The organism is Acidithiobacillus albertensis (assembly GCF_001931655.1).
Taxonomy (GTDB): domain Bacteria; phylum Pseudomonadota; class Gammaproteobacteria; order Acidithiobacillales; family Acidithiobacillaceae; genus Acidithiobacillus; species Acidithiobacillus thiooxidans.
Genome location: NZ_MOAD01000001.1, coordinates 378,812 through 400,246 on the forward strand (window position 1 = coordinate 378,812; position 21,435 = coordinate 400,246).

Genomic DNA, 21,435 nt, shown 5'->3' on the forward strand with positions numbered 1-21,435 from the left:
AAAAATGGCAAGGGAAAATCGTGATGCTCAGCCCAGCGATGGTATGCAGGAAAAGCTGATTCATATCAATCGTGTATCTAAGGTGGTCAAGGGCGGTCGGCAATTTGGTTTTGCAGCACTGATGGTTGTCGGCGATGGTGATGGCAAGGTCGGGTTTGGTCGTGGTAAAGCCAAGGAGGTTCCTGCGGGAATCCAGAAAGCCACAGACCAGGCTCGTCGTTGGATGACGCAAATCCCATTGATGCGTGGTGGCACAATTCCCTACCCGGTAGAAGGTCGTCATGGTGCTGCTCGTGTCATGTTGCGTCCTGCTCCAGAAGGTAGTGGTGTTATTGCTGGTGGTGCCATGCGCGCTGTCTGTGAAGCAGTTGGCTTGCGCAACGTGGTGGCTAAGTCGCTGGGTTCCAATAATCCTATCAATGTGGTGCGTGCAACTTTTGATGCATTCAACAAGCTTTCCAGCCCCCAGGCCATCGCCATGAAGCGTGGCAAAAGCCTGAAGGAAATTCGTGGTGATGGAGGTCATGATGAGTAAACAGTTACGCATTACTCTGGTAAAAAGTTTAATTGGGGTGACCGAGAATCATCGCCGTGTTGTGGTCGGCCTTGGTTTGCGCCGCACCAACCATACTGTTGAACGTCCTGATACGCCAGAAATCCGTGGCATGGTCAATAAAGTGCCTTACCTATTGCGCTGGGAAGAGTTGTCATGAAATTAAATACAATAGCGCCTGCAGAGGGTGCCAAGAAAGACCGTCGTCGTGTCGGACGCGGCATTGGAAGTGGCCTCGGTAAAACCGCAGGTCGTGGTCACAAGGGGCAGCATGCGCGGTCAGGTGGTTACCACAAGGTCGGTTTTGAGGGCGGTCAGATGCCCTTGCAACGCCGTATTCCTAAAAGAGGATTTCGGAATACCTTTGGTGCCCGTACTTGCGAGGTAACCTTGTCCCAGCTGGAAAATGCAGCGATTGATGGTGTGGTCGACATGGAAGGCCTACTGTTGCGGCGCATTGTTCGGGGCATTCCGGACGTCGTTAAGGTTATTTTGACGGGTGAATTGAGCCAAGCGCTTACCGTGCGTGGATTGAGAGTCAGTGCGGGAGCCAAGGCTGCGATTGAAAGTGCTGGCGGAAAGGTCGAAGAATAATGGCCGGGTTGCGTAACATTGCGGGTGCCGCAAAGGGCGCTGGTAAGATCAATGAATTACGTAACCGCATTTTGTTTCTGCTGGGTGCTTTGCTGGTTTTTCGTATTGGTGCGCATATTCCGGTTCCGGGCATTGATCCGGCTGCTATGGCTTCTTTTTTCAATGAGCAGCGCGGAACAATTCTCGGCATGTTCAACATGTTCTCCGGCGGTGCTCTGTCGCGCTTGACAGTTTTTGCATTGGGGATCATGCCCTATATCAGCGCTTCCATTATTTTCCAACTGGCGGGTTCTGTTTTCCCCAAGCTGGAAGAACTAAAAAAAGAAGGCGAGTCAGGCCGTAGAAAAATCACCGAATACACGCGTTATGCCACGGTCGGTCTCGCCCTCATGCAAGGGCTGGGTATTGCTGTTGCCATTGAAAAAATGCACGCAGGTCATATTCCTGTTGTAATTGATCCTGGTCCTTTGTTTTTGTTTACCACGACGATCTCTCTGGCCTGCGGTACGGTTTTTCTCATGTGGATTGGTGAACAAATCACCGAGCGAGGTATTGGCAATGGCATATCGCTGATCATTTTCGCGGGGATTGTCGCGGGGCTACCTGATGCTATCGGGACAACCTTTGAGTTGATGCAAACCGGGCAGTTCCAGCCGCTGTTTGTGGTGGCACTATTTGTTCTGGCTCTTCTGGTTACCGCTTTTGTGGTCTTTATGGAAAGCGCCCAAAGACGTGTTCCTATTCAGTACGCCAAGCGTCAGGTTGGACGTAAAATTTATGGTGGACAAAGCACGCACATGCCCCTCAAGGTCAATATGAGTGGCGTTATTCCACCGATTTTTGCGACCAGCATATTATTGTTGCCAGCTACGCTTTCGGGGTGGTTTGCCAATGTCCCAGGTATGGAATGGTTGGCGCGCTTCGGCCAGGCCTTGAGTCCGGGTTCTGCGCTATATGTCGTCGTATTTACTACGGCCATTGTATTTTTTGCCTTCTTTTATACGGCAATGGTCTTTAATCCGAGAGACACGGCCGATAACCTCAAAAAGTCCGGTGCGTTTGTTCCAGGGATCAGACCAGGGGAACATACTGCCCGTTACATGGACAGGATTTTAACGCGTCTAACCCTTTGGGGAGCCATTTACCTGACACTGGTCTGCTTGTTGCCGGAATTTCTCATTGTTCAGTACAACGTGCCTTTTTATTTAGGTGGCACCAGTTTGCTGATTGTGGTTGTAGTAATGATGGATCTCATGGGTCAGATTCAAAGTCATCTGCTTACGCATCAATATGAAGGGTTGATTCGTAAGAATCCCCTGAGTGGACGATGAGTTTGGCCAGACACCTCATTTTTCTGGGTGCTCCAGGAGCGGGTAAGGGTACACAGGCTCAGCGACTGGCTCAATATTTAGGCTTGCCTCATGTCTCTACCGGTGATATGCTCCGCGCCTCTGTTCAGTCTGGTAGTGATATAGGACGTCGTGCTGCTGCAGTGATGGATTCCGGAGCACTGGTCAGCGACGACATTATCATTGGTATTGTTGCAGAGCGCTTGACGTTGGAAGATGCGGTTGCTGGGGTGATATTCGACGGCTTCCCGCGCACCGTGTATCAAGCGCATGCATTAGACCAACTATTGCAGGATAGCGGTGGGGTCATCTCTGCTGTACTGCATATTGCACTGGATGATGAGGAAATTGTTGTGCGGCTTTCAGGACGGCGTGTGTGTTCTGGTTGTGGCGCGATTTATCACGAACGCTATCATCCTTCATTGGTCACTGCAGTTTGTGATCAATGTGGGGGCAGTCTGGTCCAGCGTGAAGATGACCAGCCGGATGTGATCAGAAAACGTCTGGCGGTTTATCAGGCGGAAACAGCTCCTTTGATCGCTTATTATCACGATCGGCCAGCCTACCATCAGATTGATGGTCATGGTGAGGCGGATGAAGTGTTTGCCAGAATCGTGGAAGCGGTGAGGGAAAAAGATTAGATGTCTAAAGAAGATACTCTGGAGATGCAGGGCGAAGTGATTGAAAACCTGCCGAGTGCAACTTTTAAAGTGCGTCTCGAAAATGGGTATGTAGTGAATGCACATATATCCGGCAAAATGCGTATGCATTATATCCGTATCCTGCCAGGAGATAAGGTGACCGTAGAAATGACGCCCTATGATTTAACCAAGGGTCGCATTATATATCGTGCCAAATAGGGGGTTGTAATGAAAGTTCGGGCGTCGGTAAAAAAGCTCTGTCGTAATTGCAAGATAGTCCGTCGTAACGGTGTGGTGCGGGTCATTTGCGTGGAACCCCGTCACAAGCAACGTCAAGGTTAAGGCGACTAAATTTATCAGTCTGTGGGATTGACCCACTTAGTCTTTTGGAGGAATTGCGGATGGCCCGCATCGCTGGTGTTAATATTCCAAACAACAAGCAAATAGAAATTGCTTTGACGTATATTTATGGTATCGGCAGAACTCGTTCGCAGAGTATTTTATCTGCAGCTGATATTGCTTTTGATATGCGCGTCAAGGACATCAGCGAACCCGAGCTGGAACGCATTCGGGCTGAGGTCGCCAAATTTCTGGTGGAAGGTGATCTCCGTCGTGAGGTAACCATGAACATCAAACGATTGATGGATCTTGGTTGCTATCGCGGTATTAGGCATCGTCGTGGACTTCCTGTTCACGGCCAGCGTACCAAGACGAACGCACGGACACGTAAGGGTCCTGCCAAATCGATCACTCGTTAACTAGGAAGATTCCGGTAATGGCGAAAACTCAGACAAACTCCCGTGTGCGGAAGAAAGTAAAGAAAAACGTACTTGATGGAGTAGCGCATATATATGCGTCATTTAATAACACCATCATCACCATCAGTGACCGTCAGGGCAATGTCCTGACTTGGGCCAGCTCTGGTGGCTCCGGTTTCCGTGGGTCGCGCAAAAGCACCCCTTTTGCCGCTCAGGTGGCAGCGGAAAACGCGGGTAAAAAAGCGCAGGAATATGGTGTCAAAAATCTGGATGTAGAAGTGCGCGGTCCTGGGCCCGGTCGGGAAAGTACTGTTCGTGCGCTGCATTCCATCGGCTTTCGCATTGCGAGTATTCGCGACGTCACGCCGATTCCCCATAACGGCTGCCGTCCGCCTAAAAAGCGGCGTGTTTAATTTTTAGGTGGAGGTAGTTAGTGGCTAAATATACGGGTCCCAGTTGTCGTTTGTGCCGTCGTGAAGGCGGCAAGCTCTTTCTGAAAGGTGAGAAATGCTTTTCGGACAAATGTCCTGTGAGCATTCGTGCCTATGCACCAGGCCAACATGGTCAGCGTCGTGGAAGAGTGAGCGAATACGGCGGTCAGCTGCGTGAAAAGCAGAAAATTCGGCGCATTTATGGTGTTCTCGAAGGTCAGTTCCGACGTTATTTCGAGCGGGCCAGTCAGACTCGGGGTGTAACCGGTGAGACCCTGCTGCGTCTTCTGGAACTGCGTCTGGACAATGTTGCGTACCGGCTTGGATTTGGATCTTCGCGTGCGGAAGCCCGTCAGGTCGTTCGCCATGGCCATGTTCTGGTCAATGGCCGCCGCGTTGATATTCCATCCTATCAGGTCCGCGCCGGCGATGTGGTGAGTGTGGCTGAATCTGCCCGTCAACATGTACGGATTGTAGCTGCGGTTGAAGCAGCCGGTGGTCGCGGATTTCCTGAATGGGTGAGCATGGATGCTGCCACACTCAGTGCAACAATTAAGGCCGTACCGGCGCGTGAAGATATCGCACCGGATTTGAACGAACAGGTCGTCGTGGAGTTGTACTCTAAGTAAGACCGGGGGTTGAGGAACGCTTATGACTGATGTTGGTGATTTGTTACGTCCGCAGGGCGTAGAAGTTGAAGAAATTTCCGTACGTCGTGCGCGCCTGTCTTTGGGCCCTCTGGAACGTGGCTTTGGTCACACCTTGGGCAGTGGTTTGAGGCGTATTCTGCTTTCTTCGCTGAAGGGAGCGGCAGTGACCGAGGTGGAGATTGAGGGTGTTCTGCACGAATATTCAAGCATCGAAGGGGTGCAGGAAGATGTCGTGGATATTCTCCTCAATCTGAAAATGCTTGCGGTCCGCTCCCAGGGACACAGTGATGTGATGGTTACCTTGCGCAAGCGTGGCCCGGGTTTGATGACCGGTGCAGATATTGTTTCTGAGCATGGTATTGAAGTGGCCAATCCTGATCAGGTCATAGCTACTTTGACTCGGGATGTCGAACTGGTCATGCATCTGCGGATTGACGATGGTCGCGGCTATGATGCTGCAGCTACCCGGCGTCAGAATCATGAGAAACGTATTGGCGTGATGGCGCTGGATGCCAGTTTCAGTCCGGTTTTGAAAGTTAGTTACCAGGTCGAAAATGCGCGTGTAGAACAGCGTACCGATTTGGATCGCTTGGTACTGGATGTGGAAACCAACGGCGTCGTTGATCCGGTTTGGGCTGTTCAGGAGGCCTCACGGATTCTGCGTAGTCAGTTGGGCGTTTTGGCTGGCGCTGAAAACCAGCAGGAGCCTGAAGCTTCTCAGGTACAAAACGGTCAGGATCTGATGCCCTTGCTGATACGTCCCGTGGATGATCTGGAGCTGACGGTTCGTTCTGCCAATTGTCTCAAAGCAGAAGATATTTTTTACATTGGTGATCTGGTTCAAAAATCCGAACAGGAACTATTGAAAGCTCCTAATCTCGGCAAAAAATCACTCACTGAAATCAAGGAAGTGCTGGTGGCCCATGGCCTCAGTCTGGGTATGCGTGTTGAAAACTGGCCGCCGGAGAACCTGCCGCCCATTTCCGGGCGCGGCGCAGACGTTGATGTTAACGGCTAATGTTCAGAATTTGGTAGAGGGAATGGGTTATGCGTCATCGCAAAAGTGGTAAGCAACTAAATAGAAATAGCAGCCATCGGCAGGCCATGTTTGCCAACATGATGGTGTCCTTGTTTCACCATGAGCGTATTGTTACGACGCTTCCAAAGGCCAAAGAGCTGCGCCGCTTTGCCGAACCGATGATAACCTTGGCGAAGGATGCCACGGTTGCCAAGCGTCGTCTGGCTTTTGCGCGCTTGCGTGATCGGCAGGCCGTGGTTAAACTTTTCGATGATCTCGGCCCACATTATGCTGCGCGTCCCGGTGGTTATTTGCGTATTGTGAAATATGGCTTTCGTGCTGGTGACAATGCCCCTTTGGCTATTGTCGAGTTGGTCGATCGTCAGGTTGCTACTGCCTGATATCGCTGTACAAGGGCTTTTGAAGCACAAATCGGTCCATGATGAAAATCTGGGCCGTTTTTTTGTGCTTTTTTTAGGTTTCTATCTACACATTCAACATGACTATGTACTATAGTAGTTTGGTATCGTTGTGCTTATTCTTCGGTACCCATGCTAATAGGAGGAGTGTATGAAGAAGTTGACCCGTCGTGAATGGTTCCGGTCGAGTGGTAAGGTGGTTTTGGCAGCCGCAGTGGTACCGGCAGTGCTGTCCAATATCGCAGAGGCCGCAACCAGTAAGGCTAGTCAGGCCTCAGTGCAGTATGTTACCCACCCCAACGGCAAGGAAATGTGCAGTAATTGCAAATTTTTTATCCCTGGAGCCAAACCCAACGAAGATGGGGCGTGCAAGGTCGTGTCGGGCAAAATTAGTCCCCATGGATATTGCGCTGTTTATATGCCGAAAAAATAAATCGCTGAATTATTGCTGTCCGGTGCTGCCAAATCCGGCACTACCCCTCTCTGTGGCAGCAAACTCATCCACCACCAGAATTTCGGGGCGAATAACGGGTACCAGAACCATCTGTGCTACCCGTTCTCCCGGTTCAATGACAATTTCATCTTGACTGCGGTTCCATAGTGACATTTTTATGGGTCCCTGGTAATCCGCATCAATGAGACCGGTTAGATTACCCAATACCAGTCCCTTATGTCCGAGCCCGGAGCGGGGTAACAGGAGTGCGGTGATTCCGGGATCACCGATGTGCATGGCAAAGCCAGCTGATACTAACTCCACAGTGTTTGCCAACAGATGCAAGGGCTCATCCAGGCAGACGCGTAAATCCATCCCAGCGGCGTCAGCGCTGGCATAATGGGGTAAAGGCCATTGTTTACCAATGCGTGGGTCGAGGATGCGAATTTGCAAATTAGTCACGGGAATGATGAACCTCGCTGGCGAAGTGGATTTTGCTGATGTGGCGGATGAGTATTCTTGCCATATCAATTTTACGGCAAGCTGGAATTTCTATTTGCATTTTATCGTGGAGTAGGGTGCAGGCATTGATTTCACAGCCCATTCCAGTCGTGCTCCTGCTGATATCGTTGACAATTATGGTATCGGCCCCCTTGCGGCTTGCTTTGGCGCGTGCTGAATCCAAGTGATCCCGGGTTTCTGCGGCAAAGGCAACAATGACCCGTGGGCGTTGGGGGTGACGATGAATGCTGGCCACGATATCTGGATTCTGCGTTAACGCAATCTGCTCAGGAACTGCTGATTTGGGCGTTTTATGCGGGCTTTGCAGAGTGGGTCGATGGTCCGCAACTGCGGCATTGGCAATCAATAAATCCGTGGGTATTTCCAGACTATGCAGGCAGGCCTCGAGCATCTCCTGAGCCGAGGTGACATCTTCGCGCACAATCCCTGGCGGCGTTGCTTCATGACTGGGACCGCTGATGAGTCTTACCTGCGCACCGGCTTCAGCACAAGCCTGAGCCAGTGCAAATCCCTGTTTGCCGCTTGCCCGGTTGGTCAGTCCCCGGGCTGGATCTAGGCTTTCCCAAGTGGGGCCTGCAGTAACCAGTATTTGCTTTCCAGAAAGCGTTTTGCTGGCCAGAGCCAGGCGCAGTTGGCTAACTATCTGCTCTGGTTCCAACATGCGTCCCGCACCCTCTTCGCCACAAGCCAAAACTCCGGCATCAGGGCCCAGAAATTGGGCACCAAATTCAAGCAAACGCCGGACATGTCCCTGGGTTGCAGAATGTGACCACATGCTGGCGTTCATGGCCGGAGCAAGAAAAACGGGTGCGTGCGTGACCAGCAGCAGGGTACTGAGTAGATCATCGGCAAGGCCCAGGGAAAAACGGGCAAGACTATTTGCCGTCACCGGCGCCACAATAATGGCATCCGGCCAGCGCGCCAAGCGAATATGATCCATTGCGGCTTCTTCCTCAGCGGCAAATAAATCCTGGCGTACCGGCTGACCACTCAGGGCCTGTAAAGTGATGGGTGTAACAAACTGCCTGGCACTTTGGGTCATGACTACGCGCACTTCCGCACCCATGCGCAGCAAATGGCGGACTATTTCCGGACTTTTATAGGCCGCAATGCTGCCACAAATTCCCAGCAGAATTCGTTTGCCAGCCAGGGGCTCGGTCGTGTTGAATAGGGTTTCTATCATGATATTCCCAGTTTAAGGGAAGGAGGGAGCAAATGGCTATTACTGATTGGCCGGTGGACGAACGGCCGCGAGAAAGATTATTACAGAAAGGCGCGCAAAGTCTGTCTGATGCCGAGCTTTTGGCGATTTTTCTGCGGGTTGGTGTGAAAGGTAAAAGTGCAGTGGATGTATCCCGGGAATTGCTGCAAATTTTTGGTGGGTTGCGGGCCTTGCTGACGGCTACCCGGGATCAGTTTTGTGCGCATCATGGTATGGGTGATGCGAAATATGCTTTACTGCAGGCGGTATTGGAGATGGGGCGACGGCATCTGGCAGAAGATTGGCAGCGGGGTAGTTGCCTGGACTCCCCACAGCGCGTTCGCCAGTATTTGTCGGCCAGTCTGCGCGATCGCGGCCGGGAAATATTCGCTGTCATTTTTCTGGATCATCGCCACCGGGTGTTGAAGCTCGAAGAAATGTTTTTGGGGACCATAGATGCTGCGACAGTCCATATTCGCGAAGTGGTGAAGCGCGCGCTGGAGTTGAATGCGTCCGCCTTGATTGTCGCGCACAATCATCCTTCCGGCGTGGCAGAGCCGAGCTCTGCTGATCTCGCGCTGACCCGGCGTCTGGAAAGTGCCATGCAGTTACTGGAGTTGCGTTTGCTGGATCATTTTATTGTCGGTGAAGGTGAACCCTTGTCTTTGCGCGAGCAGGGGGGTTGGTGAATAAAAATAAACCCATCTGGCAGCGCGCACTCTATGCTCTGCGCGGGCTGAGGATTGCCGCACGGGAAGAAGCCAGCTTTCGCGCAGAATTATGGGCTGTGCTGGCGGCCGTGGCGTTTTTGCTTTGGGCGCAGGTCGCTTTATGGTGGTGGGGTTTGGCCCTGCTGTGGATGGCCATGCTGTTGGCTACCGAGTTATTGAATAGTGCAGTAGAGTCGCTGGCGGATCTGGTCAGTCCCGAATTTCATCCCCTGGTTGCTCGCGCCAAGGATTGTGGGGCGGCAGCGGTTTTTGTCTTGAGCAGTGTCGGTGTTGCTCTGCTGTTACTGATTTTGTGGCAGCATTTCCATGCTGGGGGTGGATAAGATGGGTGTTATTTTACCCGGTGCGCTGTTGCTGCCTATAATGGCTGTATATGCGGGTTGCGGCGGGGCTTATGGAAGCCACGGACTGGCTGCCGGAAAATTGCAAAACGTAGGGAGAAATAATGGGTATTAACGCAGGCATTACCGTTATTGCCGTTGTCTTGATCATTATTATGCTGATCATTGCGGTGACTGCGGGCGTATTTATTCGGACTTTTTTGCGTTTGGAAAGATTGCTGGCCCGTGCTGAACAGGATGTTGGCCCCCTGATTTTTGAGCTGAAGTCGGCCTTGGTAGATATCAAGAAAATGACCCAGGTGGGGCGGGCGCAGATGAATCGGGTGGATTCCACCATGAAGTACCTCAGTCGGGAAATTATGGAAACCACCGAAACCCTGGTCCAGCCTGTACAGGAACTCGGTATGTGGTATCGGGCTTTGCGCACAGGCTGGCGCTATTTTTCACGCAAACGTTAAAGCCGGAAACGGCGAGGAGAAAAACCATGAGAAACGCAGAAGGTTTTGTAGTGGGGATTCTGGTAGGTGCAGTAGGCGCCTTATTGCTGGCACCAGCCAGCGGTGCGGAAACCCGTCAGGAATTGCGTAAGGCGATGGACAAGGGTAGAGAGCGTTTTTACAACCTGGAATCTTTGGCGGAAGAACGCATTGCGGTGTTGATTGATGAAATCCAGGAAAAAACTGCTCGATTGATGGATGCCGGCGGAGATTTGATGGAATCCAAACGTGAAGATTTGCTGGAGGCTATCCAGGTAGCCAAGCGGGCTCTGGCCGACGAGCGGGATATTCTTACCAGAAGCACACGTGCCCGTCGGGAAGTGCTGTTGGAAGAAGAAGAGAACCTCTGATTTCAGTGTTCGACACGTGACTTTTTATGGTGTAATCAATCATTTCATGGTGCGGTTGCGGGTCGGGACGGCTATGATGTGCAGACCGAATTCTTAAGGAGATACAGATGGCTGATAAATTGTTGATGGTTATGGTAAACACCGATCCTTCCAACCCCCAGGAACTGGGTGCGCCGTTCTTTCAGGCTACCGTTGCTGCCGCAATGGATTTTGACGTGGAAGTGGTGTTGACCGCCCGTGCCGGTGAGTTGGCCAAAAAAGGCGTGGCGGAAAAAATGTTCGTGATGCCTGGCAGTCCCAAAAGTGTCTACGATTTCATCAAGGATGCCCATGAGGCTGGCGTAAAGTTTTTTGTCTGCACTCCGACTCTGGAATTGTGGGACTGCACCAAGGAAGATTTGATTCCTGAAGTATCCGACGTGGTCGGTGGCGCTTATGTGATTGAGCAGGCCATGGACGACGACGTGGTCACCTTTACATATTGATGCCAAGATGACACCTACCCATTTGGGGCCCGCTGAACATCTGTTCAGCGCGGAAGAGGTGGAAGCGGCCATCCAGAGGATGGCCGTTGCCATTAATAAGGATCTTGAACATCTGACCCCACATCGCCCGGTGGTGCTGCTCTGTGTGTTGACTGGCGCCATTGTCGTGGTGGGCCAGCTCATGCCGCATTTGCATTTTCCCATGACGCTGGATTGTGTACAGGTCAGTCGCTACGGTTCAGAAACCAGTGGTGGCGAGTTGCAATGGCGTACGCGTCCCAAGGAGTCTCTCTCAGGGGCTGTTGTGCTCCTGGTGGATGATATTCTGGATGAAGGTATTACCCTCAAATCCATTCAGGATTATTGCATGGCAGAAGGTGCTGTGGCGGTGCATACGGCGGTGATGGTACGCAAGATGCGGCCGCGATCTGTGGACCTGCAGGTAGATTACGTCGGTCTGGAGGTTCCAGATCAGTTTGTGTTTGGCTATGGTCTGGATGCCCGAGGCCTGGGCCGTAATGCCCCGGGAATTTTTTTTCTCCCGGAGGATCACTAAATGGGTGTGGTCGGCATTATTGGTGGAAGTGGTTTGACGCGACTCAATAATCTGCAGATCCGTAATCGTCGGGTGGTGAGAACGCCGTTTGGTGAGGCTTCCGGCCCCCTGACTTTTGGTGATCTGGGCGGGCAGGAAGTGGTTTTTCTGGCTCGGCACGGTTACGGACATACCATTCCCCCGCACCGGGTGAATTATCGTGCCAATATCTGGGCCTTGCACCATGTGGGAGTGACCCATGTGATTGCCGTGGCGGCGGTGGGTGGTATCAGTGCAGCCATGCAATCCGGGGTGATATGTATTCCGGACCAGTTGATTGACTACACCAGCGGAAGGCCTGGCACTTTCTTTGAAGGTGGCGAAAGCATGGTGGTCCATATTGATTTTTCCGAACCCTACTGCGGACGTATTCGTGAACGTCTTTTAGAGGGGGCAAAGATTTCTGATGTGGGGGTGATAGATGGGGCTACCTATGCGGCTACCCAAGGTCCCCGTCTGGAAACCATTGCGGAAATTCGGCGCATCGAAAAAGATGGTGGAGATATTGTGGGCATGACTGGTGCACCGGAAGCGGTATTGGCCCGCGAGATCGGTCTTTGTTACGCACCCATATCGTTGGTAGTCAATCCGGCCGCTGGCAAATCCAGCGAGCCCATCACCATGGAGGCCATTGACGCCGTCATGCATGAGGGCATGGAAAGAGTCCGGGCGATTCTGGCCAGTACGGTGCCTCTGCTGGCTGATTGCCCGCAATGTGACTGCGGCGTTTCCGTAGGCCCGGAAGCACTTAAACATTTGCACAGTCGGCGCAAGTAACGAGCGGCTAAAAAAGGCAGATCGTCAGTCAGATCTGCCTTTTTAACTTTTCAGCGTAAAGTGACCAACTCTTCCGAGCTGGTGGGATGAATGGCGATCGTATCGTCAAAATCCTTTTTGCTGGCGCCCATGCGTAAAGCCACTGCAAAACCCTGCAACATTTCGTCGACGCCATCGCCAATGGCATGCAAACCGACAATTTTTTCTTCCCGTCCTACGGTCACCAGTTTCATGGCGGTTTTTTCAGGGTCTTCGGAAAATGCCCGCAACATCGGGGTAAAACGGGTTTGATACACCTTGACGGCTTCATCCCCGTAAGTTTCCCGCGCGGCCGTTTCGCTGAGGCCTACCGTGGCGATGGGGGGATGGCTAAAGACTACCGTCGGCACCAGCGTGGTATCCAGGTGGCGTTCGGGCTGCTGGTTGAATAAGCGATCCGCCAGTCTTCTCCCGGCAGCAATAGCCACCGGGGTCAGGGCGGGAGCGCTGGTCACGTCGCCCAACGCATAAATGCCAGGAACAGTGGTGTTTTGGAAAGCATCCACGGGAATGAATCCGTTTGCGTCTGAGCTGATGCCGGCATTTTCCAGCCCCAGTTCTGCACTGTTTGGACGTCTGCCAATCGCCCAAATGACGGCATCCAGTCCGCCCAGGCAGTCTCCATCCTGAAAGTGCAGGCATAAACCATCAGGGCGTTTTTCCAGCTCATGCACCTGACGCTGGGCCAGCAAATTGATGCCTTGGTGGAGCATGGCCTCCATCAGATGTTCACGGAGCATCGGCTCGAAATCATTCAGAAAATGCTTGCGACGCATGAGCAGTGATACATCACTGCCCAAAGCATGCAAAACGCCAGCCAGTTCCACGGCAATATAACCGGCTCCGACAATGGCGACACAGCGTGGAGCCTTTTCCAACTCAAAAAAACCGTCCGAACTGATACCCAGCTCGGCACCAGGAATATTCGGCCAGGTGGGTTGGCCACCAGTAGCGATGAGGATGTGCGGGGCACGCAGAATCTTACTGTCTACTTCCACCTGGTTTTTGTCATGAAAACGCGCATGTCCACGAATCAAGGTAACGCCATTACCATCCAGTCCCTGTGCATAGCGGCCATTGAGACGATCAATATAAGCGTCTCTTTTGGCCTTGAGCCGTTCCCAATGAAAACTGGAGGCAACCGCATCAAAACCATAGTCTTCTGCCATCCTCATTTGTTCGGCCAGGTGAGCAGCATTCCAGAAGATTTTTTTAGGCACACAACCGACATTGACGCAGGTGCCTCCCAGTGGTCCTGCTGCGATCAATGCAGTTTTGGCCCCATAGCTGGCTGCCCGGTTGGCCGTGGCAATACCGCCACTGCCGCCGCCAATGACGATTAAATCATAATCCTGGTTCACGCTGGTTTCTCCTTGTTTTGCTGCGTTTATTCCGGCTTTCTGGATTCAGGTTAATACAAATTTATTTACCTAAAAACTTCTCCAGATCATCTGCACCACCAATATGGCGTCCGCCAATAAACACCTGGGGTACCGTCGAGCGGCCACTGACTGCGCGAATACTGCGCGAGCTGATGCCCGTCCCCATGCCGGTGTGGATTTCCTCGAAAACCATATTACGTTCTTTTAACAGGGCTTTGGCCCGGGCGCAGTGCGGACAACCTTCACGCGTAAATACGGTGATAAATTCCGGATCCCTGGCCTCGGGATTGATGTAACGCAACATGGTATCCGCGTCGGAGACTTCAAAGGGATCACCGGGTTTGTCAGGCTCGATAAACATTTTGCTAATGACGCCATCCTTGACCAGCATGGAGTAGCGCCAGGAACGCTTACCAAATCCCAAATCGCTTTTGTCTACCAGCATACCCATACCCTGGGTAAAATCCCCATTCCCATCGGGAATCAGGCGGATATTTTCTACGCCCAGTTCTTTGGCCCAGGCATCCATCACAAAAGCATCGTTCACTGAAAGGCAGATAATTTCATCCACACCGTTTTCCCGAAAGGTCGGAGCCAATTCGTTGTAACGGGGCAGATGGCTGGAAGAACAGGTCGGGGTGTAAGCACCGGGCAATGAAAATACCACGACGGTTCTGTCCTTGAAGAGGCTGTCACTGCTCATATCCCGCCATTGGTTGTCGACGCGGGTGCGAAAAGTGGCTTGTGGAACCGATTTACCTTCCATACTGGTAAGCTTCATAACGATCTCCTTGTGCGGTTGTGGAAACAATGCATCACGATGTGTTCTGCACTATGAACAATAATAGAATAAGTCTAAAAAATGTGCAATATATTTTGCTGACGCCCCTGACTCACCTGAATATAAGCTAACTCTCTTGGTAAAGCTGGTGTTTCTTGTTGCCTCGTCCAACTGCCTTTTATGGGCGTGGGTGTAGTAGATGTTCTTCAGTCCAAGTTGTCATGATGCAGGACGATCGCGAAAAAACTACGGTGTCCCGCAAATGGTTTGCCCAGGCAGTGCAACTTATATTTACAGGGTATGATTGTCATCAGGGAGTCTCTTGGTATGCGTGTATTTATTACTGGCGCGACGGGTTTCATAGGTACGGCGGTTGCACGTGAATTGAAGGAAAATGGCCACACAGTGGTCGGGCTAGCCCGCACCAGCGCGAAGGCGGTGGCACTACGAAGGCAAGGAATTGAGCCACATCAGGGTGATCTGGATGATCTTGATAGTCTGCGCGCAGCTGCTGCAGGGTCTGATGGTGTGATTCATCTCGCTTTCATGCATGGATTATCTAGTGTCTCTTGGCGTAGCTGCCTGTATATATTGGCTGGCGGCACACCGGATAGAATCGTACAGCGCTTTCTCAAAGTCGTCAGTGACGCCGACCGGCGCGCCATTGATGCGATGAGCACCGTCTTGCAGGGCTCGAACCGCCCGCTGGTCGCCACGTTTGGTACTTTGGGTTTGGCTGCCGCCGGTGTTATGCGTAATGTGCCTGGTGTAGAGGCGGATGGACCGGATCCGGCTTCCCCCGGCTATGGACGTGCCATCACCGAGACTGTGCTCGAAAGGTGGGCAGACAGTGGTGTGCGCACATCAATTGTCCGGTTGTCACCCACCGTGCACGGCGCTGGCGACAACGGGCTAATGCGGCAGATAATCCAGACGGCGCGTAAAAAGCGGATGATGGGATACGTTGGAGATGGACGCAATCGCTGGCCTGCTGTGCATCGTGACGACGCGGCAAAGCTGTTCAGGCTTGCGTTGGAAAAAGGTACAGCTGGTGCCCGTTATCATGGTGTAGCAGAAGAGGGTGTTGCCATGTCTGACATCGCCGGCATGATTGGCCAACGGCTGGGCCTGCCAGTGAAGTCGGTGACTTCTGAAGGAGCAAAAAAGCAGTTCGGGTGGCTGGGTCCGTTTATGGCGTTGGATAATCCTAGCTCCAGCAGTTGGACACGCGCACAGCTGGGTTGGCAACCGCGCGGGCCGTTATTGCTCAAAGACCTTGAAGCCAGCGATTATTTCCGCGACTGATTCGAGGTTCAGGCATAGTATGAGCATTAACGCTTCTGTTTGGTATTCACCTTTGTTGCGCCATACTCCATTTATCGGGCTATCGGTCCCGAGGTAATTCATGGACCCGCTTTCGGATATGCTGTCTTTGCTCCGACCGCAGAGCTATGCATCTCGCGGTCTTGACGCGGGCGGCCGTTGGGCACTGGATTTTCCATCTGGCCCGGGAATCAAGTGCTACGCACTGACTACAGGACGTTGCTGGTTGTGGGTTGACGGCAAAAATTCGCCGATTGCGATGACGGCTGGTGACTGCGTGCTGCTGCCGCGTGATCTAGCATTCCGTTTTGGCAGCGATGCAGATGTGCCAGCGCAGGACGTAATGACATTGATTTCCGATACGCAGATGGGGGCCGTGATTACTCTCAACGGCGGGGGAGAATGTAGCGGCGTGGGCGGTTATTTTGAGTTTATAGATCCACAGGCTGATCTGCTGCTTAGCCTGTTGCCGCCTGTGATACAGGTACGCGAAGAGTCAGACCGTGTTGCTTTGCGTCAGTCGATAGAGCGTTTGATGCAGGAGCTCCGTGAACCACAGCCCGGTGGCGAGTTATTAGCTGGCCACATTGCGCAGATGCTGCTGATACAAGCTTTGCGCCTATTCCTGGCTGATGGTTCTGAACAGGGAATAGGGTGGTTGTTCGCCTTGGCTGATCGCCATATCGGCGCGGCGCTGGTCGTCCTACATGCTGACCCAGGCTATCGCTGGACCCTGTTGGCGCTTGCGCAACACGCTGGTTTGTCTCGTTCCAGTTTCGCTAAACGCTTCAAAGCCACTGTTGGCGAAGCACCTATGGAATATCTCACCAGTTGGCGTATGCAGCTCGCTGCTGATCGACTTGTGCGCAGGCAAGAATCCGTTGCCAGCATAGCCTACGCGTTGGGTTACGAATCTGAAAGTGCCTTCAGCGTGGCTTTCAAACGTCGGATGGGCTGTCCACCGGAAAGGTATGCTCGGGGTGGTTCCATTTAGAACCAGCCAAGAAAATGCGCTGCAGTATCCAGTCCGCCATAGCGAATCTGAAAATCGGCCTGGGCGCGGACAACCGCCTTGGCATGATAGGCAATACCCACACCTGCCTTGCGTAACATCGGCAGATCATTGGCACCATCGCCAATGGCAATGCAGTAACTGGCATCGGTTCCGGCACTGATGGCCAGCAAATCGAGAAGGTCGGCCTTGGCGTTGGCATCGACAATATCACCCAAAACCTGCCCGGTGATTTTACCATCGACAATCTCCAGGGTATTGGCAAAGGCATAATCCAGATCCAGCATTTCCTGGAGATGGCGGGTAAACTGGGTGAATCCACCGGAAACTACACCGGTTTCCAGACCCCGAGACTTGGCCGCCTGGATGAGTTCCCGGGCGCCTGGACTCAGTTGCAGGCGTTCGCGAATGATGGCGTCGATAGTGCTGGCGGGTGTGCCCTGGAGCAAACGCACCCGCTCGCGCAGGGAGGTCTGAAAGTCCAGTTCACCCGCCATGGAGCGTTCGGTAATGGCGGCAACCTGCCGCTTGAGACCCAGGTGATCCGCCATTTCATCAATACATTCAATGCTGATCAAGGTGGAGTCCATGTCGGTCAACAACAGCTTAAAGTGACCAGCTTCCCAGAGTGGTGTTATGGCCAGATCAAGCTGGATGCCTTCCAGAGCGTCGGCCAAGGCACGATTGGCGGCAGGAACCGGACCATGAGGACCGTGAATGGCAATGGCCAGGCTATCGCCCTGGGCATGGAGTATGCGGCCAGGCATGCTGTTCTGAAGATGCAGGGTCGTCAATGCACGGCGCAGCGCCTCGGGCTGCGCGGCGCCGCGCAATACCATACGGGAGACGCTGTCTACACTGGACATGGGGGACCAGAAAACTTCTCTTTGCTGATGCAAGGCCTGCCGCGATAATTCATCCAGAAACGGCGCAATTTCGCTGACGGCAACCGGTAAATTCCAGCTTTGTAGCCAGCATCCCCACAGTTCCTGATGGCTTTCCGTACTATGAACAAATTGTCCCATGCTGGAGGGTAAAGTCATGGGGCCACGTCCGGCGGGACTCAATATGGCAAGGCGCGTGCTGCTCATGCATTACTCCTTAATGGTTCAATGAGTTGAATGATCTTTTGGCAGCGTGCCTCGCCGTCGGGTAAATCCTGGCGAATTCTGAGGCGTTGGCCGCCATCCAGCTGATAGACACTGTGCGGACGCTGAATAAGCGCAATGATTTTTTCCGGGGATACCTGATTTTCCTGGGCGAATTGCAGGCGTGCTCCGGAAGGTCCGGCATCAATCTGATCAATGCCGATTTGGCTGGCCAGGAGGCGGAGCTGGGTCTGGCACAGCAAGGTTCTAGTCGGGTCTGGCAACGGCCCGAATCGGTCGATCATTTCCACCATGATTTCACCAATGGCGGAATCACTGCGGACATCGCTGAGGCGCTTGTATAGTTGCAAACGCAAGTGCACGTCGGGCAGATAATCGTCGGGAATCAGTGCCGCCGTATTCAGATGAATTTCCGGTCCGCTGGCGCGTTGTTCGGCCAGGCTGCGGGGGTCCTTGCCCGCACGGATGGCGGCAACTGCGTCGTTGAGCCATTCCATAAAGAGCGTGAAACCCACTTCATCCATGTGCCCGCTTTGCTCTTCGCCCAGAAGTTCACCGGCTCCACGAATTTCCAGATCATGACTGGCCAGGGCAAAGCCGACCCCCAGATCTTCCAGAGATTGAATGGCATCCAGGCGGCGCCGGGCATCATCACTCATGGCGCGTACATCGGGGGTAAACAGATACGCATAGGCCCGTTGATGGGAACGTCCCACCCGGCCCCGGAGCTGGTGGAGTTGCGCGAGACCAAATTTATCGGCGCGATTGATGAGTATGGTATTGGCGTGGGGATTGTCGATGCCGGATTCGATAATCGTGGTGCTGAGCAGAATATCGAAGCGTTGATGATAAAAATCCAGCATGACCGCCTCCAGCTCGCCTTCAGGCATTTGCCCGTGGGCGACCCGGAGCCGGGCTTCGGGAAGCAGACGCTTGAGGTTGCTGGCCATGCGTTCGATATCCCGTACTTCATTGTGCAGAAAATAAATTTGTCCGCCCCGATGTAATTCGCGCTGACAGGCCTCGACGACCACAGCGTCTTCCCAGATCTGCACAAAAGTACGTACTGGTTGCCGACGCTGGGGTGGAGTGGCGATGATGGATAAATCCCGCAATCCGGCCAGGGACAGATTCAGGGTGCGGGGAATAGGCGTGGCCGTCAGGGTGAGAATATCCACTTCGGCACGCAGGGCCTTGATCTGCTCCTTTTGCCGCACACCAAAGCGGTGCTCCTCGTCCAGAATCAATAGGCCAAGGTCTTTAAAAGCCACATCTTTCTGGAGCAGGCGATGGGTTCCGATCAGAATCCGGACGTCTCCGGCTTGGGTGGCGGCCAGGATTTCCTTGTGGGTTTTGCCCTTCTGAAAACGGGACAGGACCTCGATCCGCAGCGGTATTCCGGCAAAACGGTTTTGAAAGTTTTCATAGTGCTGCTGAGCCAGCAAAGTGGTCGGTACCAGAACCACGACCTGTGCCCCGCCATGGGCGGCCAGAAAGGCTGCCCGCAACGCCACTTCGGTTTTGCCGAACCCTACATCACCACAAACCAGACGATCCATGGGATGCGGGCTGATCATGTCGGCAATGACGGCGTCAATGGCTTGTTGTTGATCGGGCGTTTCTTCAAAGGGGAAACGGGAAACAAAGTCCCAATAAGCCTCATCTGGAGCTGCAAAAGCACGGCCCTGGCGGGCCGCTCGTCTGGCGTATATGTCCAGCAGCTCACTGGCTGCATCAATGGCTTTTCCCCGCGCTCTGGTTTTAGCCTTATCCCAATGCGGACTGCCCAGGCGGGATAGAACGGGCTCAACGGCCCCGTTTCCCACATAACGGGCAATGCGATCCAGATGATCTGCCGGGACATACACCAAATCTCCCTGGGCATATTCCAGCACCACATATTCGTTGACATCGCCTTGCGCCGCAAAAGGGGTACTCATCCCCTGAAAACGACCAATGCCATATTCCTCGTGGGTGACCGCATCGCCGGGCTGCAGTTCGCCCAGATCGCGAACCATGCCTTCCACATGACGTTGGCGGACCTGCGCACTTCGTCTTTGCGCAAATACCCGGTCACCGAAAATCTGCGCTTCCGAGATGAGTGCAAGCTGGACCAGATTTTTCTCTTTCAGCAGCAGACCGCGCTCCAGAGGGGCTACGGTAATGGCGATTTTTTCTGTGGACAGGAGAAAATCCGGCCAGTTTTTCAGGCGGGTGGCACCTAAACCCGCTTTGTTCAGGCGCTCAGACAGCGCTTCCTGACGGCCCGGAGATTCTGCAGCAATCAGGGCGCGGCCCTGCTGGGGGAGGAGACGCAGAAAAGTTTCCAGTGCGGACAGGGGTGTTTCGCTGTTTCCCTGCAGGGCTGGTAGTGGTCCGCAGGGTAGGCTTGCACCGGGGCCTTCTACCTCGCCATGCACCTGTGCACGACTCTGGAGTGCTGTTTCCCATTCGGCAGGCGTCAAAATAAGTGCGTCTGGTGGCAAAATCGGATAACTGGTGTCGTATGCCCGCTCTTCATGGCGTTCCTGCCAGTCGTGGCGAATCTGCTGGCTGGCGCTTTCCAGACCGGGGGGCATGAAAATGATCCCGTCCGGAGGAAAATGGGTAAGCAGATGGCTGCTTTCCGGGAAAAACAGAGGCAGGTAATGCTCTGCTCCCTGGGGAACCTGTCCGCGACTTGCCGCTCGATAGACTTCGGCACGTTGCGGGTCACCACTGAATTTGGCCCGAAACTGGCTGCGGAATTCATTCAGTGCTGCGGCATCTACAGGAATTTCGCGCGCCGGCAGCAGGGATACCCTGGATACTTTCTCCAGAGTCCGCTGGGTTTCCGGATCAAATGCCCGGATGCTTTCTACCTGGGTGTCAAATAACTCAATCCGGTAGGGCAGCGGGCTACCACTGGGAAACAGGTCAATAATGCCGCCGCGCCAGGCGAGCTCTCCGGGTTCGGAAACTTCGCTGACATTGCGGTAGCCCGCATCAATCAGGCGTTGTCGAAAGCGCTCGGGCTGGAGGTTGTCTCCCACCGCCAGTACAAAGGCATGTTGATCAAGAAAACTCCTGGGCGGAAGACGTTGTAGAGCGGCCGCCAGAGGGACCAGACACAGCCCACGCCAATTGGGTAAGGCCGCCAATGTCGCGAGACGGGTGGCGGTCGCATCAGCCGGAGGTGCCAGACGATCATAGGGCAAAATTTCCCGATCCGGGAAAATCAGGGGCGCATCCAGATCCGGCGCAAAAAATGACCACTCGCGCTGCCATTCTTCCAGATCACGGGGATTGGGCAGGAGCACCAACAGAGGTTTTTTCCATTTGCGGAGCATTTCGGCTGCCAGCCAGCAATCTGCGGCTCCGAAAACATGGCTGAAACTGCGTGCATTACCTGCACGGGGGGCAGGGCCCAAAGCGAGAGGAAAGTCCAAAATATCCGGGATATCA

At 53.4% G+C, this 21,435-nt stretch carries 28 protein-coding genes; 22 read left to right on the forward strand and 6 right to left on the reverse strand.

Features of this window, described 5'->3' with window-relative positions; genetic code table 11:
- Positions 1–4 precede the first annotated feature (4 nt).
- The 13 genes from rpsE to BLW97_RS02045 all read left to right on the forward strand — a co-directional run bounded on the left by rpsE (position 5) and on the right by BLW97_RS02045 (position 6,846).
- Positions 5–535: a 30S ribosomal protein S5 gene (gene rpsE, locus BLW97_RS01985; RefSeq protein ID WP_010639676.1), complete on the forward strand. Its 531-nt coding sequence runs from the start codon at positions 5–7 to the stop codon at positions 533–535.
- Positions 528–713, forward strand: a complete 186-nt coding sequence (rpmD, locus tag BLW97_RS01990) for a 50S ribosomal protein L30 (RefSeq protein WP_077218175.1) — start codon at positions 528–530, stop codon at positions 711–713. The genes rpsE and rpmD overlap by 8 nt, the downstream gene beginning before the upstream one ends.
- On the forward strand, positions 710–1,147 hold the full coding sequence (gene rplO / locus BLW97_RS01995) for a 50S ribosomal protein L15 (protein WP_075322145.1): 438 nt from the start codon (positions 710–712) through the stop codon (positions 1,145–1,147). Before rpmD ends, rplO begins: the two co-directional genes overlap by 4 nt.
- Complete coding sequence (gene secY / locus BLW97_RS02000) at positions 1,147–2,478, forward strand: preprotein translocase subunit SecY (RefSeq protein ID WP_010639671.1); 1,332 nt, start codon at positions 1,147–1,149, stop codon at positions 2,476–2,478. The genes rplO and secY overlap by 1 nt, the downstream gene beginning before the upstream one ends.
- Positions 2,475–3,137, forward strand: a complete 663-nt coding sequence (locus BLW97_RS02005) for an adenylate kinase (RefSeq protein ID WP_010639669.1) — start codon at positions 2,475–2,477, stop codon at positions 3,135–3,137. Before secY ends, BLW97_RS02005 begins: the two co-directional genes overlap by 4 nt.
- Complete coding sequence (gene infA, locus BLW97_RS02010; protein ID WP_010639668.1) at positions 3,138–3,356, forward strand: translation initiation factor IF-1; 219 nt, start codon at positions 3,138–3,140, stop codon at positions 3,354–3,356.
- Between the two features lie 9 nt (positions 3,357–3,365).
- Positions 3,366–3,479 carry a 50S ribosomal protein L36 gene (gene rpmJ, locus BLW97_RS02015; RefSeq protein WP_009568281.1) on the forward strand — a complete coding sequence of 38 codons (114 nt, stop codon included), beginning with the start codon at positions 3,366–3,368 and terminating at the stop codon, positions 3,477–3,479.
- Between the two features lie 59 nt (positions 3,480–3,538).
- A complete protein-coding gene (gene rpsM / locus BLW97_RS02020) occupies positions 3,539–3,895 on the forward strand; it encodes a 30S ribosomal protein S13 (protein WP_010639657.1) in 357 nt (118 codons plus the stop codon).
- Positions 3,896–3,912: 17 nt separating this feature from the next.
- Positions 3,913–4,308: a 30S ribosomal protein S11 gene (gene rpsK, locus BLW97_RS02025; RefSeq protein ID WP_010639656.1), complete on the forward strand. Its 396-nt coding sequence runs from the start codon at positions 3,913–3,915 to the stop codon at positions 4,306–4,308.
- 20 nt (positions 4,309–4,328) lie between these two features.
- A complete protein-coding gene (gene rpsD, locus BLW97_RS02030; protein ID WP_075322146.1) occupies positions 4,329–4,955 on the forward strand; it encodes a 30S ribosomal protein S4 in 627 nt (208 codons plus the stop codon).
- Between the two features lie 22 nt (positions 4,956–4,977).
- On the forward strand, positions 4,978–5,994 hold the full coding sequence (locus BLW97_RS02035; protein WP_075322147.1) for a DNA-directed RNA polymerase subunit alpha: 1,017 nt from the start codon (positions 4,978–4,980) through the stop codon (positions 5,992–5,994).
- 29 nt (positions 5,995–6,023) lie between these two features.
- Complete coding sequence (rplQ, locus tag BLW97_RS02040; protein ID WP_031573699.1) at positions 6,024–6,395, forward strand: 50S ribosomal protein L17; 372 nt, start codon at positions 6,024–6,026, stop codon at positions 6,393–6,395.
- A gap of 169 nt (positions 6,396–6,564) precedes the next feature.
- Positions 6,565–6,846, forward strand: a complete 282-nt coding sequence (locus BLW97_RS02045) for a high-potential iron-sulfur protein (RefSeq protein WP_075322148.1) — start codon at positions 6,565–6,567, stop codon at positions 6,844–6,846.
- 9 nt (positions 6,847–6,855) lie between these two features.
- Here BLW97_RS02045 and dut read toward each other — a convergent pair whose 3' ends face one another.
- Both dut and coaBC read right to left on the reverse strand, forming a co-directional pair.
- Positions 6,856–7,308 carry a dUTP diphosphatase gene (gene dut, locus BLW97_RS02050; protein WP_075322149.1) on the reverse strand — a complete coding sequence of 151 codons (453 nt, stop codon included), beginning with the start codon at positions 7,306–7,308 and terminating at the stop codon, positions 6,856–6,858.
- Positions 7,301–8,551 carry a bifunctional phosphopantothenoylcysteine decarboxylase/phosphopantothenate--cysteine ligase CoaBC gene (gene coaBC, locus BLW97_RS02055; protein WP_075322150.1) on the reverse strand — a complete coding sequence of 417 codons (1,251 nt, stop codon included), beginning with the start codon at positions 8,549–8,551 and terminating at the stop codon, positions 7,301–7,303. Before coaBC ends, dut begins: the two co-directional genes overlap by 8 nt.
- 32 nt (positions 8,552–8,583) lie before the next feature.
- Here coaBC and radC point away from each other — a divergent pair, with 32 nt between their 5' ends.
- The 7 genes from radC to BLW97_RS02090 all read left to right on the forward strand — a co-directional run bounded on the left by radC (position 8,584) and on the right by BLW97_RS02090 (position 12,345).
- On the forward strand, positions 8,584–9,258 hold the full coding sequence (gene radC / locus BLW97_RS02060) for a RadC family protein (RefSeq protein ID WP_010641452.1): 675 nt from the start codon (positions 8,584–8,586) through the stop codon (positions 9,256–9,258).
- On the forward strand, positions 9,255–9,623 hold the full coding sequence (locus tag BLW97_RS02065) for a diacylglycerol kinase (RefSeq protein WP_010641454.1): 369 nt from the start codon (positions 9,255–9,257) through the stop codon (positions 9,621–9,623). The genes radC and BLW97_RS02065 overlap by 4 nt, the downstream gene beginning before the upstream one ends.
- 122 nt (positions 9,624–9,745) lie before the next feature.
- A complete protein-coding gene (locus BLW97_RS02070) occupies positions 9,746–10,099 on the forward strand; it encodes a hypothetical protein (protein ID WP_010641456.1) in 354 nt (117 codons plus the stop codon).
- A 26-nt stretch (positions 10,100–10,125) separates the two neighbouring features.
- Positions 10,126–10,488 carry a YtxH domain-containing protein gene (locus tag BLW97_RS02075; protein ID WP_024894021.1) on the forward strand — a complete coding sequence of 121 codons (363 nt, stop codon included), beginning with the start codon at positions 10,126–10,128 and terminating at the stop codon, positions 10,486–10,488.
- A gap of 107 nt (positions 10,489–10,595) precedes the next feature.
- A complete protein-coding gene (locus tag BLW97_RS02080) occupies positions 10,596–10,973 on the forward strand; it encodes a DsrE family protein (RefSeq protein WP_010641460.1) in 378 nt (125 codons plus the stop codon).
- A gap of 7 nt (positions 10,974–10,980) precedes the next feature.
- Positions 10,981–11,529 (forward strand): hypoxanthine-guanine phosphoribosyltransferase, encoded by a 549-nt coding sequence (locus BLW97_RS02085; RefSeq protein ID WP_024894022.1) that lies wholly within the window; start codon positions 10,981–10,983, stop codon positions 11,527–11,529.
- Positions 11,530–12,345, forward strand: a complete 816-nt coding sequence (locus BLW97_RS02090) for an S-methyl-5'-thioinosine phosphorylase (RefSeq protein WP_075322151.1) — start codon at positions 11,530–11,532, stop codon at positions 12,343–12,345.
- A gap of 50 nt (positions 12,346–12,395) precedes the next feature.
- Here the strand turns inward: BLW97_RS02090 and gorA are convergent, their stop codons facing one another.
- Positions 12,396–13,745 carry a glutathione-disulfide reductase gene (gene gorA, locus BLW97_RS02095; protein ID WP_075322152.1) on the reverse strand — a complete coding sequence of 450 codons (1,350 nt, stop codon included), beginning with the start codon at positions 13,743–13,745 and terminating at the stop codon, positions 12,396–12,398.
- 61 nt (positions 13,746–13,806) lie between these two features.
- On the reverse strand, positions 13,807–14,547 hold the full coding sequence (locus tag BLW97_RS02100) for a glutathione peroxidase (protein WP_024894025.1): 741 nt from the start codon (positions 14,545–14,547) through the stop codon (positions 13,807–13,809).
- Between the two features lie 327 nt (positions 14,548–14,874).
- On the opposite strand from BLW97_RS02100, the gene BLW97_RS02105 reads away from it, so the two are divergent.
- Positions 14,875–15,852, forward strand: coding sequence for an SDR family oxidoreductase (locus BLW97_RS02105; protein ID WP_075322153.1), 978 nt, complete (start codon positions 14,875–14,877; stop codon positions 15,850–15,852).
- Between the two features lie 100 nt (positions 15,853–15,952).
- Positions 15,953–16,864, forward strand: a complete 912-nt coding sequence (locus BLW97_RS02110; RefSeq protein WP_075322154.1) for an AraC family transcriptional regulator — start codon at positions 15,953–15,955, stop codon at positions 16,862–16,864.
- Here the strand turns inward: BLW97_RS02110 and serB are convergent.
- A complete protein-coding gene (serB, locus tag BLW97_RS02115) occupies positions 16,861–17,973 on the reverse strand; it encodes a phosphoserine phosphatase SerB (protein WP_075322155.1) in 1,113 nt (370 codons plus the stop codon). The two genes, BLW97_RS02110 and serB, sit on opposite strands and share 4 nt — an antisense overlap.
- The gene (gene mfd / locus BLW97_RS02120) at positions 17,970–21,419 is read right to left on the reverse strand and encodes a transcription-repair coupling factor (protein WP_075322156.1); all 3,450 of its coding nucleotides are present in this window, start codon (positions 21,417–21,419) and stop codon (positions 17,970–17,972) included. Before mfd ends, serB begins: the two co-directional genes overlap by 4 nt.
- Positions 21,420–21,435: the final 16 nt, after the last annotated feature.

Bases quoted from the DNA above. Each gene is read 5' to 3' on its own strand.
- rpsE (WP_010639676.1), top strand. From the start codon at position 5: ATGGCAAGGGAAAATCGTGATGCTCAGCCCAGCGATGGTATGCAGGAA.
- rpmD (WP_077218175.1), top strand. From the start codon at position 528: ATGAGTAAACAGTTACGCATTACTCTGGTAAAAAGTTTAATTGGGGTG.
- rplO (WP_075322145.1), top strand. From the start codon at position 710: ATGAAATTAAATACAATAGCGCCTGCAGAGGGTGCCAAGAAAGACCGT.
- secY (WP_010639671.1), top strand. From the start codon at position 1,147: ATGGCCGGGTTGCGTAACATTGCGGGTGCCGCAAAGGGCGCTGGTAAG.
- BLW97_RS02005 (WP_010639669.1), top strand. From the start codon at position 2,475: ATGAGTTTGGCCAGACACCTCATTTTTCTGGGTGCTCCAGGAGCGGGT.
- infA (WP_010639668.1), top strand. From the start codon at position 3,138: ATGTCTAAAGAAGATACTCTGGAGATGCAGGGCGAAGTGATTGAAAAC.
- rpmJ (WP_009568281.1), top strand. From the start codon at position 3,366: ATGAAAGTTCGGGCGTCGGTAAAAAAGCTCTGTCGTAATTGCAAGATA.
- rpsM (WP_010639657.1), top strand. From the start codon at position 3,539: ATGGCCCGCATCGCTGGTGTTAATATTCCAAACAACAAGCAAATAGAA.
- rpsK (WP_010639656.1), top strand. From the start codon at position 3,913: ATGGCGAAAACTCAGACAAACTCCCGTGTGCGGAAGAAAGTAAAGAAA.
- BLW97_RS02035 (WP_075322147.1), top strand. From the start codon at position 4,978: ATGACTGATGTTGGTGATTTGTTACGTCCGCAGGGCGTAGAAGTTGAA.
- rplQ (WP_031573699.1), top strand. From the start codon at position 6,024: ATGCGTCATCGCAAAAGTGGTAAGCAACTAAATAGAAATAGCAGCCAT.
- BLW97_RS02045 (WP_075322148.1), top strand. From the start codon at position 6,565: ATGAAGAAGTTGACCCGTCGTGAATGGTTCCGGTCGAGTGGTAAGGTG.
- coaBC (WP_075322150.1), bottom strand. From the start codon at position 8,551: ATGATAGAAACCCTATTCAACACGACCGAGCCCCTGGCTGGCAAACGA.
- radC (WP_010641452.1), top strand. From the start codon at position 8,584: ATGGCTATTACTGATTGGCCGGTGGACGAACGGCCGCGAGAAAGATTA.
- BLW97_RS02070 (WP_010641456.1), top strand. From the start codon at position 9,746: ATGGGTATTAACGCAGGCATTACCGTTATTGCCGTTGTCTTGATCATT.
- BLW97_RS02075 (WP_024894021.1), top strand. From the start codon at position 10,126: ATGAGAAACGCAGAAGGTTTTGTAGTGGGGATTCTGGTAGGTGCAGTA.
- BLW97_RS02080 (WP_010641460.1), top strand. From the start codon at position 10,596: ATGGCTGATAAATTGTTGATGGTTATGGTAAACACCGATCCTTCCAAC.
- BLW97_RS02085 (WP_024894022.1), top strand. From the start codon at position 10,981: ATGACACCTACCCATTTGGGGCCCGCTGAACATCTGTTCAGCGCGGAA.
- BLW97_RS02090 (WP_075322151.1), top strand. From the start codon at position 11,530: ATGGGTGTGGTCGGCATTATTGGTGGAAGTGGTTTGACGCGACTCAAT.
- BLW97_RS02100 (WP_024894025.1), bottom strand. From the start codon at position 14,547: ATGAAGCTTACCAGTATGGAAGGTAAATCGGTTCCACAAGCCACTTTT.
- BLW97_RS02105 (WP_075322153.1), top strand. From the start codon at position 14,875: ATGCGTGTATTTATTACTGGCGCGACGGGTTTCATAGGTACGGCGGTT.
- BLW97_RS02110 (WP_075322154.1), top strand. From the start codon at position 15,953: ATGGACCCGCTTTCGGATATGCTGTCTTTGCTCCGACCGCAGAGCTAT.
- serB (WP_075322155.1), bottom strand. From the start codon at position 17,973: ATGAGCAGCACGCGCCTTGCCATATTGAGTCCCGCCGGACGTGGCCCC.